The following is a 16,350-nucleotide window of genomic DNA, read 5'->3' as shown; positions in this document are numbered from 1 at the left end:
CAGGATAAGAAGGACCAAGAGATCGAACAGCAGATGGAGCTGTTGCAGGATTAACTCGAAAATGGCCCCCTTTTAGGGGGCGTCGTGTAAAGCCACCTCCTCAGGAGGTGGTCTTTTACTGGCGGGGGATCAGTTGAACGTCACCGTCAGCGTGGCGCTGCCGAGGCTGTGGAAATAGACGTTAAAGCCCACCAGCGCGCCGCTGGAACCCTCATCCACCTCGATGCGCTCCACGTCCAGCGCATGCACGGTGAACTGGTAGCGGTGGCTTTCGCCACTCGGCGGCGCCGCGCCGCCGTAGCCGGCTGAGCCGAAGTCGGTGCGGGTCTGCAGCGCGCCGGCGGGCAGCGGGGCTTTGCCGGAGCCCGCGCCCTGCGGCAGCTCGCGCACGTCGGCGGGAATGTTGGCCACGATCCAGTGCCACCAGCCTGAGCCGGTCGGGGCATCGGGATCGTAAACGGCGATCACGAAGCTTTTGGTGCCGGCCGGCACGCCGTCCCAGGCCAGGTGGGGCGACAGGTTATCGCCGTGATAGCCCATGCCGTTGAAAACCTGCTGCTGCGGCAGTTTGCCGCCGTCCTGCAGATCGTTGCTATACAAACGAAAAGCCATAGTGACTCCCAGTTGTCGGTAAACGCGAACCCTTAAGCTAGATCGTTTCGTCGTGACAATACAAGCGGGATTGCCATTCGCCAACGGCGGCGCGGATCGGTTACCATGGCCGCATCTTCCTTCCTACAGACCGCCGGATAGCCAAACAACGCCACCATGATCTCACTGAAAAAACGCACGCCGTGGTTCGGCTGGCTGCGCCGTTGGGCCAAAGGCATCAAGCGCGATATTTACGCGCTGTGGCTGGCCGCCCGTGATAAGCGCACCCCGTGGTACGCCAAACTGATCGCGCTGCTGGTGGCCGGCTATGCGATCTCGCCGATCGATCTGATCCCGGACTTCATTCCGGTGCTGGGCTATCTGGACGACGTGATTATCATACCGTTGGGCATCATGCTGGCGGTGCGCCTGATCCCCAAGCCGCTGATGGCCGAGCTGCGCGAGAAGGCGCAAAAGCGCGTCGATAACCCCACCGGCCGCATGGCGGCGGTGATGATCATTTTACTCTGGCTGCTGTGTCTGGGATTGCTGGCCCGCTATCTGGACCAGCATTGGTAAGCCATTAACGCGCGGCGGCGGCCACGGCGGCGGTCAGGCGGCTGAGCTGTTCCGCTTCGATGATGTAAGGCGGCATCAGGTAAATCAGCTTGCCGAACGGCCGGATCCACACCCCGCGTTCGACGAACCCGCGCTGCAGCTCGGCGACGTCCACCGGTTCACGCATCTCCACCACCCCAATCGCGCCCAGCACCCGCACGTCCGCCACCTTCGGCAGCGCCGCGAGCGGCAGCAGCTCCTGCTTCAGCTGGGCTTCGATGGCGCTCACCTGCGCCTGCCAGCGATTTTCCGCCAGCAGCGCCAGGCTGGCGTCCGCCACCGCGCAGGCCAGCGGGTTGCCCATAAAGGTTGGGCCGTGCATAAAGCAGCCGGCCGCGCCGTTGCTGATGGTCTCCGCCACGTGACGGGTGGTCAGGGTGGCGGACAGCGTCATGTAGCCGCCGGTCAGCGCCTTGCCCAGGCAGAGAATGTCCGGCACCACCTGTGCGTGCTCGCAGGCGAACAGCTTGCCGGTGCGGCCGAAGCCGGTGGCGATCTCGTCGGCGATCAGCAGCACCTGATGGCGATCGCACAGCTCGCGCACCCGCTTGAGGTAGCTTGGGTGGTAGATGCGCATGCCGCCGGCGCCTTGCACCACCGGTTCCAGGATCACCGCCGCCACTTCACCGGCGTGCTGCTCCAGCAGCGCGGCGAACGGCGCGATGTCCTCTTCGCGCCATTCCTCGTCGAAGCGGCACTGCGGCGCGGTGGCGAACAGGTGCGGCGCCAGATAGCCCTGATAGAGACTGTGCATCGAGTTGTCCGGATCGCAGACCGACATCGCGCCGAAGGTATCGCCGTGATAGCCGTGGCGCAGCGTCAGGATGCGCTGCCGCCGCTCGCCGCGCGCCTGCCAATACTGCAGCGCCATCTTCAGCGACACTTCCACCGCCACCGAACCGGAATCTGCCAGGAACACGCACTGCAGCGCTTCCGGCGTCATCTCCACCAGCCGACGGCACAGCGAGATGGCGGACGGATGAGTAATACCGCCGAACATCACGTGCGACATCTTCTCCAGCTGCTGGCTGGCGGCCTGATTCAGGCGAGGATGGTTGTAACCGTGGATCGCCGCCCACCAGGAGGACATGCCGTCTACCAGACGCCGGCCGTCCGCCAGCTGCAGCTCGACGCCGCTGGCCGACTCGATCGGGTAACAGGGTAACGGGCGGCTCATGGAGGTGTAGGGGTGCCAGATATGACGTTGGTCAAACGCCAGGTCGGAAGCGGTGACAGACATACTTGTAAACCAAATTGAATTAAGATTGGTTGACAGTATATCCACAATATTTAAACTGGCGACACTTTTTCGTTTTGGAGACGCCATGATGGCCGATCGCATTCACTGGACAGTAGGGCAAGCCCAGGCCCTGTTTGATAAACCGCTGCTTGAACTGCTGTTCGAAGCGCAAACCGTACACCGTCAGCACTTTGACCCGCGTCAGGTGCAGGTCAGCACGCTGCTGTCGATCAAAACCGGCGCTTGCCCGGAAGACTGCAAATACTGCCCGCAGAGTTCGCGCTACAAGACTGGCCTGGAGGCGGAGCGGCTGATGCAGGTCGACCAGGTGCTGGAATCGGCGCGCAAGGCCAAGGCGAACGGATCGACCCGTTTTTGCATGGGCGCGGCGTGGAAGAACCCGCACGAGCGCGATATGCCTTATCTGCAGCAGATGGTGCAGGGCGTGAAAGCGATGGGCATGGAAACCTGCATGACCCTGGGCACGCTGGATGGCACTCAGGCCGAACGGCTGGCGGAGGCCGGGCTGGATTACTACAACCATAACCTCGACACCTCGCCGGAGTTCTACGGCAGCATCATCACCACCCGCAGCTACCAGGAACGCCTGGATACGCTCGACAAAGTGCGCGACGCCGGCATCAAAGTGTGCTCCGGCGGCATCGTCGGGCTGGGTGAAACGGTGCGTGACCGCGCCGGGCTGCTGGTGCAGCTGGCCAATCTGCCGAAGCCGCCGGAGAGCGTGCCGATCAACATGTTGGTGAAGGTGAAAGGCACGCCGCTGGCGGATAACGACGACGTCGATCCGTTCGATTTCATCCGCACCATCGCGGTGGCGCGCATCATGATGCCGTCTTCTTATGTCCGCCTTTCCGCCGGCCGTGAACAGATGAACGAACAGACGCAGGCGATGTGCTTTATGGCCGGCGCCAACTCGATCTTCTACGGCTGCAAGCTGCTGACCACGCCGAACCCGGAAGAAGACAAAGACCTGCAGCTGTTCCGCAAGCTGGGGCTGAACCCGCAGCAGACCGCCACCGAACACGGCGACAACCAGCAACAGCAGGCGCTGGCTAAGCAACTGCTGACCGCCGATACCGCCGAGTTTTACAACGCGGCGCTGTGATGAGCTGGCAACAACGCATTGAGCAGGCGCTGGCAGAGCGGCGCCTCAACGCCGCCTACCGTCGGCGACAGACCACCGAGGGCGGCAATGGCCGCCAGATTCGGCTCGGCGATCGTTTCTACCTGAATTTCTCCGGCAACGACTACCTGGGGCTGAGCCAGGATGCGCGGGTGATCGCCGCCTGGCAGCAGGGCGCGCAGCGCTACGGCGTCGGCAGCGGCGGTTCCGGCCACGTCACCGGCTTTAGCGCGGCGCATCAGGCGCTGGAGGAGCAACTGGCGGCGTGGCTCGGCTATCCGCGCGCGCTGCTGTTCATCTCCGGTTACGCCGCCAACCAGGCGGTGCTGGCGGCGTTGATGCAAAAGGGCGATCGCATTTTGGCCGATCGCCTCAGCCACGCCTCGCTGCTGGAGGCGGCGGCGCAGTCGCCGGCCGAGCTGCGCCGCTTCCAGCACAATCAGCCGCAGGCGCTGGCAGATCTGCTGGCCAAACCCTGCGACGGGCAGCGGCTGGCGGTGACCGAAGGAGTGTTCAGCATGGACGGCGACGGTGCGCCGTTGGCGGAACTACATCGCCTAACCCGCGCGGCGGGCGCCTGGCTGATGGTGGACGATGCCCACGGCGTCGGCGTGCGCGGCGAGCAAGGCCGCGGCAGCTGCTGGCAGCAGGGCGTGCGCCCTGAACTGCTGGTGGCGACCTTCGGCAAGGCGTTCGGCGTCAGCGGCGCGGCGGTGCTGTGTGATGAGCCGACCGCCGAGTATCTGCTGCAGTTCGCCCGCCATCTGATTTACAGCACCGCGATGCCGCCGGCGCAGGCCTGCGCGCTGCAGGCGGCGCTGGCCTGCATTCGAGAGGGCGATGAACTGCGTGCCCGGCTGCGGGACAACATTCGGCGTTTCCGCCAGGGTGCCGCGCCGCTGGCGCTGACCCTGACGGACTCCGACACCGCCATCCAGCCGCTGCTGGTGGGGGACAATCAGCGCGCGCTCGATCTGGCGACCCGCCTGCGCGAGCGCGGGCTGTGGGTGAGCGCCATCCGCCCGCCGACGGTGCCCCCGGGCGGCGCGCGGCTGCGCATTACCCTGACGGCGGCGCATCAGCCGCAGGACATCGATCGCCTGCTGGAGGTATTGCATGACGTCAGCCAATGACGCGGTGAACAAACAGGCGGTCGCTTCGGCCTTCAGCCGCGCCGCCGGCAGCTATGATGCCGCCGCCGCGCTGCAGCGTGACGTTGGCGAGCGCTTACTGGGGATGGGGAGTGCCCATCCGGGCGAACGGCTGCTGGATGCCGGCTGCGGCACCGGCTATTTCAGCCGCCTGTGGCGCGAGCGCGGCAAGCAGGTGACCGCGCTCGATCTGGCGCCGGGCATGCTGGATGTCGCCCGTCAACGGCAGGCGGCGCACCATTATTTGCTGGGCGATATCGAACAGGTGCCGTTGCCCGATGCGGCGATGGACATCTGTTTCAGCAGCCTGGTGGTGCAGTGGTGCAGCGATCTGCCCGCCGCGTTGGCGGAGCTGTACCGCGTGACCCGCCCCGGCGGCGCGATCCTGTTTTCCACGCTGGCGGCGGGATCGCTGCAGGAACTGGGGGATGCCTGGCAACAGGTGGACGGCGAGCGCCACGTGAACGCCTTTCTGCCGCTGGCGCAGATCCGCGCCGCCTGTGCTGGCTATCGACACGAGCTGGTCACGGAGTTGCGCACCCTGAACTATCCGGACGTGATGACGCTGATGCGTTCGCTCAAGGGCATCGGGGCCACGCATCTGCATCAGGGGCGCGAGGGCGGCCTGATGTCGCGCGACCGTCTCGCCGCGCTGCAGGCGGCTTACCCGTGCCGGCGGGGGCAGTTCCCGCTCAGCTATCATCTGGCTTATGGAGTGATTTATCGTGATTAAACGTTGGTTCGTAACCGGCACCGACACCGAAGTGGGGAAAACCGTCGCCAGCAGCGCCTTGCTGCAGGCCGCCAACCGGGCGGGCTACCGCAGCGCCGGGTATAAGCCGGTGGCTTCCGGCAGCGAGATGACCGCCGAGGGGCTGCGCAACGGCGACGCACTGGCGCTGCAGGTCAACAGCGGCGTGGCGCTCAGCTACGATGAAGTGAACCCTTACGTTTTTGCCGAACCCACCTCGCCGCATATCGTCAGCGCCGATGAAGGCCGGCCGATCGACGCGGCGCGGCTGTCCGACGGCCTGCGCCGGCTGGAACAGCGCGCCGACTGGGTGCTGGTCGAGGGCGCGGGCGGGTGGTTTACCCCGCTGTCGGCGGAGTACACCTTCGCCGACTGGGTGCAGCAGGAGCAACTGCCGGTGATCCTGGTGGTGGGCATCAAACTGGGCTGCATCAACCACGCGGTGCTGACGGCGCAGGCGGTGCAGCAGGCCGGGCTGACGCTGGCCGGTTGGATCGCCAACGACGTGGCGCCGCCGGGACGAAGGCATCAGGAATACCTGGCCACGCTGCGCCGCATGCTGCCGGCGCCGCTGCTGGGCGAAATCCCGCACCTGCCGCAGGCTGAGCGGGCGCCGCTGGGGCAGTATCTGGATATCAGCCTGCTGGCACAGTAAGAAATCTTTGCCGTCTCCCTGGCTGATGATGTCGCAACGCCGGATCTTATGACCCGGCGTTGGCTTTTACATGGCGGTAATGCAGGCGTTATCGAGATAAAGCACGCCATTTTTCGCCAGGGCAAACAGGTTGAACGTCAGGATGACATGGGTCGCCCAGACCGGGACCTTCCGCCGATTGGCGTTGAAACGATATTCGGCGTATTCGGTGTAAGCATCGGCTTTCATGACGGCATCCCAGGCTGCAGGCGCGGCTTTGGCGACGATCGAGATGCCGTTGTCCGCATGCTCTTGAATACAGGCAAACTGTAGCGTCGCAAACAGATTTCCGGTACCGCCGTTGACCGTTTTCAGGGTAAAGCAGGCGCCCAGCTGTTCATATTGCGCGACGGGCACGCTTACTCTCACCCCGGCGTTGGCATTGGCGTTGCCCAACTTGGTTACTTTCAGGGCGTTACCGCCGTCGATGCCCGCGCCGGCTTCGATGCTGATAATCACCGCATCTGAGGTAAAGGGATCGTCGATCGTGCCGCCGGTCACCTCCCAGCCGAACGGCTTGGTGGAAAAGGCGAAATCGCCGTCTTTGAGCTTGTTATTCACGGTGCCGACCAGCGTCTGGATCCCGGCGCCGCCACCGCCGCCATCCAGGCGGCTATGGGCGATGACAAAGTCGCCGGTGCCGCTGAAATAGCGGCCGCTCGCGGTTCTTACGCCATAGAATTTCACGTTGTCGACGATAATCCCGCTACTGCCGGCCTCGGCGTAAAACAGCGACTCCTGCGCCAGTCGGCTGCCGGCGACGATGATTTCGCCGCCGTGAATCAACAGCGATGCATTTTGATTGGCGCTGCAGCGAAAGGGGATATCCGTGAGCGGGCTATTGCCGTTGTTGAATTCCATATGGCAGCCATGCAGTTCAACGCTACCGGCCTGGACGTAAGCTATCGAACCGGCGTAGTCGAGCGACGTGCCGAATAAACGGAAGGCGCCGTTGGGGTTAGCGTTGCGTACGGCCAGCCCCTGGGAATTGCCGAGGGTGCCGCCGAAAAAGTTGATGCCTTCGCCGAAGTTTTGCGCTCCGCTGCTCGTTGAGGGCATATGTAGGCTTTCAAAACAGCGGATGACTTCACAGGCGTAATGGTGGGCGATATAGGCATTGGTGCCGTAGTACAGGCCGTAGTAGAAACCCGAAATATAGACGTTATTGACCGAGAAGTTGCCCAGCGGCCCTTCAGGCGAATGGAAACGGATACCATCGATATAGTTGTATTCGATCGGGGTTTCATCCTTGCCTTTGTTAATCTTGGCACCAATGCCTTTGACGGTGAAATCTTTCATGATAGGCGCTGGGCGAATAGGAACGTTGTTATCCAACGCGCCGCTGCTGGTGTAGCAGCGCAGGAAATAGTTATGGTCGCTTTCCGTGCCGTTAGGGATCTCGGTAGTGATGCTGACGCCGTTGCCGTCGAGATAGACGAAGCCGACGTTGATGTCGGTTTTAGGTGCGGTCCAGGTGGCAAAAGGCGCAGCGAATCTGACGATCGTCGGGCGTTTTAACGTGTTAATGATGAAATCTTGCGCGCTGACCAGTTCATCACGTGAGCTGACATAAATCCCTTCGACATTGAGCCGTTCCTGCAGGCTCCAGTTTCTATTGTGCAAATCCGCGTATTGAATAAATGCCGCGTTGTTGTCTGCCATGCCTAAATCCCTCGATATTGTGGTGTTGGTATAATGCATATCGAGTATGGGAAGACGGCAGGCCGTTGCCTATTGGGCGCAGACCTGCCGTGGCTGATACAACATCGGCATAGGCGGCAAACCGGGCTTTCACTCCGCCAACCCGGCGCCGATCAGCGCCTCATCCAGCTGCGCCAGCGCGCCGTGCGCCACCGTGCGCCCGCTGTCCAACAGGCAGAAGCGGTCCGCCACCCGGCGCACGAACGGCAGCTGATGCTCCACCAGTAAAATGGTCATGCCCAGTTCGCGGTTGAGCCGGCGGATCACGTTGCCGATGTCGGCGGCGATCGAGGGGGGGACGCCCGCCGTCGGTTCGTCGAGGATCAGCAGCGCCGGCTCCTGGGCCAGCGCCCGACCGATCGCCAGCTGGCGCTGAGCGCCCACGCACAGATCGCCGGCGCGGCGAGCGCGCATCTGGCGCAAATGGGGAAACAGGCTGTAGATCAGCGGCGGAATACGGCGAGGGGCGCCGCGCCCGGCCATTTGCGCCACCTGCAGATTCTCCTCCACGCTCAACTGCGAGAAGAGCTGCCGCCCCTGGGGTACGTGGCTGATGCCCAGCGCGGCGCGGCGCTCCATCGGCTGCAGCAGCAGATTTTGCGGCGGCTGATCCGCCGGCTGCCAGGTCATGCTGCCGCTCACCACCGGCACATGCCCCATGATGCAGTTGACCAGCGTGGTCTTGCCCACGCCGTTGCGGCCGAGCAGCACGGTGCACTGGCCGCGCGGCAGCTCCAGGTTGATGTCCCACAGGGTGTGGTTCTGCCCGTAAAATTGATTGACCGATCTCAGGCTCAGCATTTGGCATTCTCCTCATAGACGCTCGTTTCACTCGTTGGCGGGGGCTGCAAAGGCCGCATGCGCGGCGAATTTCCCGAGTGTGGCAATGTCTGGAACAAAATGCCGTCCGTCCGAGGAGCCAGAGCCAGGTCTGCGGTGGACGGAATGACAGTCAATATGTCGTTAAAAACGACGCTTGTGACGACTTGGTGTCGTTCTTGCGTTTTTACGGGCGATAACGCCGCGGCGGTGAAACTCCGCGGTCGGCAGCGCATCATGCTGCCGCACCGCATTTATACGCAGGAAGATAAAGCAACTCCCAGGCCAATTTTTGCCGCCGGGTGAAAACGGGGGATTGTTATCGCCTTGTTAACCGCACGTCAGGCCTGACGCGCGCTGCCGTGACGGCCTGAAAATACGCGGGCAAGTTAACCCGGACGTTTTTTGCACTCTTGTGGTGCTGTTCGGTGTGGGCATGGTGCAAGGCATTGCGCCGCCGTCAAGAGCGATCCGCGTGAAAGGAGCCAATGCGATTTTGGCAATGGGGATTTTTAGTATTAATCGGCATAAACAAAGCGATATTTTTATGAAAAAATAACTAAAAAAGGCATTTTGGCCAGTGTAAAGGGCGAAAAGCTTTCTTTCTGTAACTCCCGCCCCGGGCGGGGCGGTGAGAGTTATCCACTATTCCTGTGGATAACCTTGTGTATTAGATTTAGAAAAACGCTGTAAAGCGAGAGCGGACGCGGGTTCTGTTCGCTTTGCCCGCATTCTCGTCTTTTTATTAAAGTAATTAATTATCAATAATTTAATTAAAATCAAGACGCGAGGGTATTGATCAGGTCTCTATGTATGATTTTTCGACGCGGTGCTATCAATAAGTTAATTTGCGGCAAGTTCTGGGGATAAATCTGTTATTGACAATAAAAATGTCACCGGACTGTAACGCCACGGTGCAACGGCGTTGCCGCGGCATCGGGCGCAGCGACGAATCCGCTTGAAGCTGGTTTTATATCCAGTATCATGGGCACTGGCGCAAATCGCCGACACTTTCCATAATTAGGGGCCATGCCCGGCGCAGAGTCGGCTGGCCGCCTGAGCGCGCGCATCTCCACAGGGTAGCCGAGCAATGAGTAAACTTTTCAAACTGCATTCTGATTTCAAACCGGCCGGCGATCAGCCGGAAGCCATCCGCAAGCTGGAAGAGGGGCTGGAAGACGGCCTGGCGCACCAGACGCTGCTGGGGGTCACCGGTTCGGGCAAGACATTCACCATCGCCAACGTGATAGCCGATCTGAATCGGCCGACCATGGTGCTGGCGCCGAACAAGACGCTGGCGGCGCAGCTGTACGGCGAGATGAAAGAGTTTTTCCCGGAGAATGCGGTGGAATACTTCGTCTCCTACTATGACTACTACCAGCCGGAAGCCTACGTGCCCAGCTCCGACACCTTCATTGAAAAAGATGCTTCGGTGAACGAGCACATCGAGCAGATGCGCCTTTCCGCCACCAAGGCGCTGCTGGAGCGGCGCGACGTGGTGGTGGTGGCGTCGGTGTCGGCGATCTACGGCCTGGGCGATCCGGATCTTTACCTGAAGATGATGCTGCACCTGACCCAGGGGATGATCATCGATCAGCGATCCATTTTGCGCCGGCTGGCGGAGCTGCAATATTCCCGCAACGACCAGGCCTTCCAGCGCGCTACCTTCCGTGTGCGCGGCGAGGTGATCGACATTTACCCGGCGGAGTCGGACGAGCTGGCGCTGCGCGTCGAGCTGTTCGACGAAGAAGTGGAGCGGCTGTCGCTGTTCGATCCGCTGACCGGGCAGATCGAGCAGGTGGTGCCGCGCTTTACCATCTACCCGAAATCGCACTACGTGACGCCGCGCGAGCGGATCATGCAGGCGATGGAAGAGATCAAGGTCGATCTGGCGGACCGCCGCAAGGTGCTGCTGGCCAACAACAAGCTGCTGGAAGAGCAGCGCCTGACGCAGCGCACCCAGTTCGATCTGGAGATGATGAACGAGCTGGGCTACTGCTCGGGCATCGAAAACTACTCGCGCTACCTGTCCGGGCGCGCCGAGGGCGAGCCGCCGCCGACGCTGTTCGACTACCTGCCGGCGGACGGCCTGCTGGTGGTCGACGAATCCCACGTCACCATTCCGCAGATCGGCGCGATGTTCAAGGGCGACCGCGCGCGCAAGGAAACGCTGGTGGAGTACGGCTTCCGCCTGCCGTCGGCGCTGGACAACCGCCCGCTGCGCTTCGAGGAGTTCGAGGCGCTGGCGCCGCAGACCATCTATGTCTCCGCGACGCCGGGCAAATACGAGCTGGAGAAATCCGGCGGCGATCTGATCGATCAGGTGGTGCGGCCGACCGGGCTGCTGGATCCGATCGTGGAGGTGCGGCCGGTCGCCACCCAGGTGGACGATCTGCTCTCCGAGATCCGCAAGCGCGCGGCGATCAACGAGCGCGTGCTGGTGACCACCCTGACCAAACGCATGGCGGAAGACCTGACCGAATACCTGGAAGAGCACGGCGAGCGCGTGCGCTACCTGCACTCGGACATCGATACCGTGGAACGGGTCGAAATCATCCGTGACCTGCGTCTGGGCGAGTTCGACGTGCTGGTGGGCATCAACCTGCTGCGTGAGGGGCTCGACATGCCTGAGGTGTCGCTGGTGGCGATTCTGGACGCCGACAAGGAAGGTTTCCTGCGTTCCGAGCGTTCGCTGATCCAGACCATCGGCCGCGCGGCGCGTAACCTGAACGGCAAGGCGATCCTGTATGGCGATCGCATCACCGATTCGATGGCCAAGGCGATCGGTGAAACCGAGCGGCGCCGCGCCAAGCAGCAGGCCTACAACGAAGCCAACGGCATCGTGCCGCAGGGGCTGAACAAGAAGATCGGCGACATTCTGCAGATCGGCCAGCCGGTCAACCGCGCCAAGAGCAAAGGCAAGGGCAAGACGGCGGACGGCGGCGCTTCGCTGCAGAACCTTACGCCGAAAGCGCTGGATCAGAAAATCCGCGATCTGGAAGCGCAGATGTACACCCACGCGCAAAACCTGGAGTTCGAGCAGGCGGCTGCGCTGCGCGACGAGATCCACCAGCTGCGCGAGCAGTTTATTGCGATTTCCTGACCGTTGGATGGCGCCCGCGCGGCGGGCGTCGAAATTCCTTGTCGGCCGCGTCAAAGCTGTTAAGGTGTGCGGCCCGATTTGACCACGAAGAGTACCGAACATGAGCCAACACCAGTCCAAAGACCCGCTGCACGGCGTGACGCTGGAGCAACTGCTGAATAAGCTGGTGGATCACTACGGTTGGTCCGAGCTGGGCGCACGCATTCGCATCAACTGCTTCCGCAGCGATCCGAGCATCAAGTCCAGCCTGAAGTTTTTGCGTCGCACGCCCTGGGCGCGCAAAGAGGTGGAAGATCTGTATATCGATATGGTCAGCCATCCCGCCCCAGCCAGCGATAATCCCTGGCTGCGCGGGCGAGACGGTTAAATTCGGTCAGCGGCGGGCGGCCAGCGCCACCAGCGCCCGATCCAGCGCCTGGCGCAGCAGCTGGCGATCGTGGCGGTAGGGGATGTCGCTCGCTTCCAGCGGCTGTTGAATCACCACCCGATCCTGCACTTCACTGGCGTCTACCGCCGGGCCGACGATCAGCGCATCGATCATCCGGCGGCCAATCTTCTCTTCCATCAGCGTCAGCTTATCCTGTAGCGACAGCGCCGCGGCGGCCACGCTCAGCTCGCGGCCGAGGTTGCCGATATAGATCATGCTGGCGCTGCTGCGACGCAGCGCCTGGGTGAGATCGTCCAGCAGCAGCAGCGGCATCAGGCTGGTGAGGAAACTGCCCGGCCCGATCAGGATCACGTCGGCCTGCGCGATGGCGTCCAGCGCTTCGCGCGTGGCGCTGACCGGCGGCGACAGCATCAGCTCCTGCGGCATATGGGCCAGCTGATCGACATTCACTTCACCGTAAACGTGATTGCCTTCGTGATCGTGCGCCATCAAATCCACCGGCTGCTCCGACATCGGGATCAGCGCCGCGTCCACCTTCAGCAGGCTGCGCACCAGGTTGATCGCTTCCAGCGGGCGCACGCTCAGGTGATCCAGCGCTTTCAGCATCAGGTTGCCGAGGTTGTGGCCGGCCAGTTCGCCGTTGCCGCTGAAGCGGTATTCGAACATCGCCGAGGCGACGCTCGGTTCGGTGATCAGCTGGTTGAGACAGTTACGGGTATCGCCCCAGGCAATGCCGCCTTCCGAACGGCGGATGCGGCCGGTGGAACCGCCGTTGTCGGTGGTGGTGACGATGCCGGTCAGGCGGGAGCCTAAGGACGACAGGGCCGACATCACACGGCCCAGGCCGTGTCCGCCGCCTAACGCCACCACGCGGTCGAGATCGGCCAGGGTACGATTACGCATAAATTTCCTTACAAAGGGGCTGAACTGCCCGCATAAGGTAGCGGATCCGGCATAAAAACGCGATAAGAGTGTCATTTGCGTGATTCCGGTCAATTCGTCCGCGCAAGTGATGTTTATCATGGTTTACCAGAATACGCGGCGTCTAAAAACGCTGTATAGACAATTATATAGCGAATTTACGCGTTGGCTATCGTTGCCGATTAGCGCTAGAATTCTGCTGAAAACCACGGTTTCGTTCCGGCTACTCAAGGTAGCGGGAAGAGAAATCAAACTCCTAGCCCCTGCGCCTACGTTGTTCATCCGGAACGATATGGCGCCTGGGCCGTGGCGAAGTCAGCCACCAGGGTGCAGAGGGGAAACGCTCGCATCTCCCGACTTTGGAAAGGTGTTATGGTGCCGCAACTCATTGATGCTTATGAGCGCAAGTTCTATTACCTGCGCTTGTCGATCACCGACGTGTGCAACTTTCGTTGCACCTATTGTCTGCCCGACGGCTACAAGCCGAGCGGCAGCCCGAAAAGCTTCCTGTCGCTGGATGAAATCCGCCGCGTCAGCCGCGCGTTCGCCGAACTGGGCACCGAAAAGGTGCGCCTGACCGGCGGCGAGCCTTCGCTGCGCCGCGATTTTACCGAGATCATCGCCGCCGTGCGGGAAAACCCGGCCATCCGTACCCTGGCGGTCACCACCAACGGCTACCGTCTGGCGCGCGACGTCGCCGCCTGGCGTGACGCCGGTCTGACGGCGATCAACGTCAGCATCGACAGCCTGGATCCCCGCCAGTTTCACGCCATCACCGGTCAGGACAAGTTCCGCCAGGTGATGGACGGCATCGACGCCGCCTTCAGCGCCGGTTTCAGCAAGGTCAAGGTCAACGCGGTGCTGATGCGCGACGTTAACCACCAGCAGCTCGGCGCCTTTCTCGCCTGGATCAAGGACCGGCCGATCCAGCTGCGCTTTATCGAACTGATGGAAACCGGCGAGGGCGGCGAGCTGTTTCGCAAACACCACGTTTCCGGCGAAGTGATTCGCCTGCAGTTGGAGCAGCAGGGCTGGCAGCGCCAGGCACGCGGCCGCAGCGACGGCCCGGCGCAGGTGTTCAGCCACCCGGACTACCAGGGCGAGGTGGGGCTTATCATGCCGTATGAAAAAGACTTTTGCGCCAGCTGTAACCGGCTGCGCGTCTCTTCCATCGGCAATCTGCACCTGTGCCTGTTCGGCGAGCAGGGAGTGCCCCTGCGCGATCTGCTGGCCGAGGACGGCCAGCTCGACGCGCTGAAGGCGCGCATCCAGAGCGGGCTGCTGAGCAAGAAGCAGACCCATTTCCTGCATCAGGGCAACAGCGGGATCACCCAGAACCTGTCGTTTATCGGCGGCTGATACCCACATATTTCAAGCCGCAGCGTTGTTGGCTGCGTGCGCTCACCCCAGTCACTTACCTGAGTAAGCTCCTGGGGGATTTACGCACTGGCCGCCTGGTTGCAGCTTGAAATCTGTTGGGTATCTCAGAATAGGAGCCTATTGAACCATGAGCCATGCGAGCAGCGAGTTTATTGCGGCGCATATCGCCATCCTGACCGTCTCCGACAGCCGCGGCGCGGCGGAAGACACCTCCGGCCACTATCTGCAGGAAGCGGCGCAGGAAGCCGGCCATCAGGTGGTGGATCGCGCCATCGTCAAAGATGACATTTACCAGATCCGCGCGCGGGTTTCCGCCTGGATCGCCGATGACAACGTGCAGGCGGTGCTGATCACCGGCGGCACCGGTTTTACCGCCCGCGACAACACGCCGGAAGCGCTGCTGCCGCTGTTCGACAGAGAGGTGGAAGGGTTCGGCGAACTGTTCCGCATGGTGTCGTACGAAGAGATCGGCACCGCGACGATCCAGTCGCGCGCGCTGGCCGGCCTGGCCAACCGCACGGTGATCTTCGCCATGCCGGGCTCCACCCGCGCCTGCCGCACCGCCTGGGAGCGGATTATTGAAGAGCAGTTGGACGCGCGCCATCGCCCGTGCAACTTCCAGCCCCACTTGAAGAAGCCCTGAGTCATGACACAGCTAACCCACATTAACGCCGCCGGCGAAGCCCATATGGTCGATGTTTCCGCCAAGGCCGAAACGGTGCGCGAGGCGCGCGCCGAAGCCTTCGTCGAGATGCTGCCCGCCACGCTGGCGATGATCGTCGACGGCAGCCATCACAAGGGCGACGTGTTCGCCACGGCGCGCATCGCCGGCATTCAGGCGGCCAAACGCACCTGGGAGCTGATCCCGCTGTGCCACCCGCTGATGCTGAGCAAGGTCGAAGTGCAGCTGGAGGCGCAAACGCAGCACAGCCGAGTGCGCATCGAAACCTGCTGCCGGCTGACCGGCAAAACCGGCGTCGAGATGGAGGCGCTGACCGCCGCCTCGGTGGCGGCATTGACCATCTATGACATGTGCAAAGCGGTACAGAAAGACATGGTGATCGGCCCGGTGCGCCTGCTGGCGAAAAGCGGCGGCAAATCCGGCGATTTTAAGGTGAACGTATGATCGATATTCTTTTCTTCGCGCAGGTGCGCGAACTGGTGGGCACCGGCGGCCTGTCGATGCCGGCGGATTACCCGACCGTCGAGGCGCTGCGCCAGGCGCTGTGTGCGCGCGGCGATCGCTGGGCGCTGGCGCTGGAATCCGGCAAGCTGTTGGCGGCGGTCAATCAGTCGCTGGTGGCGGCGGACCATCCGCTGCGCGCCGGCGATGAAGTGGCCTTCTTCCCGCCGGTCACCGGGGGGTAAGCATGGAAAATACCCGCATTCGCGTGGGCGAAGCGCCGTTCAACGTCGGCGACGAGTACCAGTGGCTGGCGCAGTGCGACGCCGATGGCGCGGTGGTGACCTTCACCGGCAAGGTGCGCAACCATAATCTGGGTGACGACGTCAGCGCGCTGACGCTGGAACACTACCCCGGCATGACCGAGAAGGCGCTGGCGGAGATCGTGGCCGAGGCGCGCAGCCGTTGGCCATTGCAGCGGGTGACGGTGATCCACCGCGTCGGCGCGCTGTATCCCGGCGACGAGATCGTGTTCGTCGGCGTGACCGGCGCACACCGCAGCATGGCGTTCGCCGCCAGCGAGTTCATCATGGACTACCTGAAGACCCGCGCGCCGTTCTGGAAGCGAGAAGCCACCGGCCAGGGCGATCGTTGGGTGGACGCCCGCGACAGCGATCGCGAGGCCGCGCAGCGCTGGCACGACGCGGCTAAATAACGCGTCAACAG

17 protein-coding genes and 1 riboswitch are annotated in these 16,350 nt (G+C 62.5%); of the genes, 12 read left to right on the top strand and 5 right to left on the bottom strand.

The genetic code is table 11. The features are described 5' to 3' along the window. Positions 1-129: 129 nt before the first annotated feature. Complete coding sequence (locus ACJ8HB_RS04890; RefSeq protein WP_047568833.1) at positions 130-612, bottom strand: kinase inhibitor; 483 nt, start codon at positions 610-612, stop codon at positions 130-132. Positions 613-768: 156 nt separating this feature from the next. On the opposite strand from ACJ8HB_RS04890, the gene ACJ8HB_RS04885 reads away from it, so the two are divergent. Further along, positions 769-1,170, top strand: coding sequence for a YkvA family protein (locus ACJ8HB_RS04885; protein WP_047568831.1), 402 nt, complete (start codon positions 769-771; stop codon positions 1,168-1,170). Positions 1,171-1,174: 4 nt separating this feature from the next. Here the strand turns inward: ACJ8HB_RS04885 and bioA are convergent, their stop codons facing one another. Then, positions 1,175-2,449 carry an adenosylmethionine--8-amino-7-oxononanoate transaminase gene (bioA, locus tag ACJ8HB_RS04880; protein WP_033637498.1) on the bottom strand — a complete coding sequence of 425 codons (1,275 nt, stop codon included), beginning with the start codon at positions 2,447-2,449 and terminating at the stop codon, positions 1,175-1,177. 88 nt (positions 2,450-2,537) lie between these two features. Between bioA and bioB the strand changes: the two genes are divergently transcribed. The 4 genes from bioB to bioD are packed head-to-tail and all read left to right on the top strand — an operon-like array spanning position 2,538 to position 6,150. Next, positions 2,538-3,575, top strand: a complete 1,038-nt coding sequence (bioB, locus tag ACJ8HB_RS04875; protein WP_047571673.1) for a biotin synthase BioB — start codon at positions 2,538-2,540, stop codon at positions 3,573-3,575. After that, the gene (bioF, locus tag ACJ8HB_RS04870) at positions 3,575-4,726 is read left to right on the top strand and encodes an 8-amino-7-oxononanoate synthase (RefSeq protein ID WP_047568829.1); all 1,152 of its coding nucleotides are present in this window, start codon (positions 3,575-3,577) and stop codon (positions 4,724-4,726) included. Before bioB ends, bioF begins: the two co-directional genes overlap by 1 nt. After that, complete coding sequence (bioC, locus tag ACJ8HB_RS04865; protein ID WP_047568827.1) at positions 4,710-5,477, top strand: malonyl-ACP O-methyltransferase BioC; 768 nt, start codon at positions 4,710-4,712, stop codon at positions 5,475-5,477. The genes bioF and bioC overlap by 17 nt, the downstream gene beginning before the upstream one ends. Continuing rightward, positions 5,470-6,150: a dethiobiotin synthase gene (bioD, locus tag ACJ8HB_RS04860; RefSeq protein ID WP_047568825.1), complete on the top strand. Its 681-nt coding sequence runs from the start codon at positions 5,470-5,472 to the stop codon at positions 6,148-6,150. Before bioC ends, bioD begins: the two co-directional genes overlap by 8 nt. Before the next feature lie 66 nt (positions 6,151-6,216). On the opposite strand, the gene ACJ8HB_RS04855 is transcribed toward bioD, so the two are convergent. Continuing rightward, entirely contained in the window at positions 6,217-7,851 is a 1,635-nt protein-coding gene (locus ACJ8HB_RS04855) for a hypothetical protein (protein ID WP_047568823.1), read from the bottom strand. A gap of 129 nt (positions 7,852-7,980) precedes the next feature. Then, positions 7,981-8,691 carry an ATP-binding cassette domain-containing protein gene (locus ACJ8HB_RS04850; RefSeq protein WP_041033958.1) on the bottom strand — a complete coding sequence of 237 codons (711 nt, stop codon included), beginning with the start codon at positions 8,689-8,691 and terminating at the stop codon, positions 7,981-7,983. 1,108 nt (positions 8,692-9,799) lie between these two features. Between ACJ8HB_RS04850 and uvrB the strand changes: the two genes are divergently transcribed. Then, positions 9,800-11,812: an excinuclease ABC subunit UvrB gene (gene uvrB, locus ACJ8HB_RS04845; protein WP_047568821.1), complete on the top strand. Its 2,013-nt coding sequence runs from the start codon at positions 9,800-9,802 to the stop codon at positions 11,810-11,812. A gap of 100 nt (positions 11,813-11,912) precedes the next feature. Next, the gene (locus ACJ8HB_RS04840; RefSeq protein WP_004939783.1) at positions 11,913-12,179 is read left to right on the top strand and encodes a VF530 family DNA-binding protein; all 267 of its coding nucleotides are present in this window, start codon (positions 11,913-11,915) and stop codon (positions 12,177-12,179) included. A gap of 6 nt (positions 12,180-12,185) precedes the next feature. On the opposite strand, the gene yvcK is transcribed toward ACJ8HB_RS04840, so the two are convergent. Next, a complete protein-coding gene (gene yvcK, locus ACJ8HB_RS04835) occupies positions 12,186-13,103 on the bottom strand; it encodes a uridine diphosphate-N-acetylglucosamine-binding protein YvcK (protein WP_033637504.1) in 918 nt (305 codons plus the stop codon). Positions 13,104-13,362: 259 nt separating this feature from the next. Continuing rightward, positions 13,363-13,507: riboswitch (molybdenum cofactor riboswitch) on the top strand. Between yvcK and moaA the strand changes: the two genes are divergently transcribed. From moaA to moaE, 5 genes are all read left to right on the top strand, one after another. Beyond that, complete coding sequence (gene moaA, locus ACJ8HB_RS04830) at positions 13,494-14,480, top strand: GTP 3',8-cyclase MoaA (protein WP_041033959.1); 987 nt, start codon at positions 13,494-13,496, stop codon at positions 14,478-14,480. (Overlaps the previous riboswitch by 14 nt.) Positions 14,481-14,628: 148 nt before the next feature. Further along, positions 14,629-15,144, top strand: a complete 516-nt coding sequence (gene moaB, locus ACJ8HB_RS04825) for a molybdenum cofactor biosynthesis protein B (RefSeq protein ID WP_033637505.1) — start codon at positions 14,629-14,631, stop codon at positions 15,142-15,144. A 3-nt stretch (positions 15,145-15,147) separates the two neighbouring features. Next, entirely contained in the window at positions 15,148-15,627 is a 480-nt protein-coding gene (gene moaC, locus ACJ8HB_RS04820) for a cyclic pyranopterin monophosphate synthase MoaC (RefSeq protein ID WP_033637506.1), read from the top strand. After that, entirely contained in the window at positions 15,624-15,869 is a 246-nt protein-coding gene (gene moaD / locus ACJ8HB_RS04815) for a molybdopterin synthase sulfur carrier subunit (protein ID WP_019453985.1), read from the top strand. Before moaC ends, moaD begins: the two co-directional genes overlap by 4 nt. A gap of 2 nt (positions 15,870-15,871) precedes the next feature. Beyond that, a complete protein-coding gene (moaE, locus tag ACJ8HB_RS04810) occupies positions 15,872-16,339 on the top strand; it encodes a molybdopterin synthase catalytic subunit MoaE (protein WP_004939764.1) in 468 nt (155 codons plus the stop codon). Positions 16,340-16,350 lie beyond the last annotated feature (11 nt).

Origin of the sequence: Serratia sp. CY27727 (genome assembly GCF_052169275.1) — a bacterium.
Taxonomy (GTDB): Bacteria; Pseudomonadota; Gammaproteobacteria; order Enterobacterales; family Enterobacteriaceae; genus Serratia; species Serratia sarumanii.
This window is presented reverse-complemented; position numbering and strand designations above follow the sequence as displayed.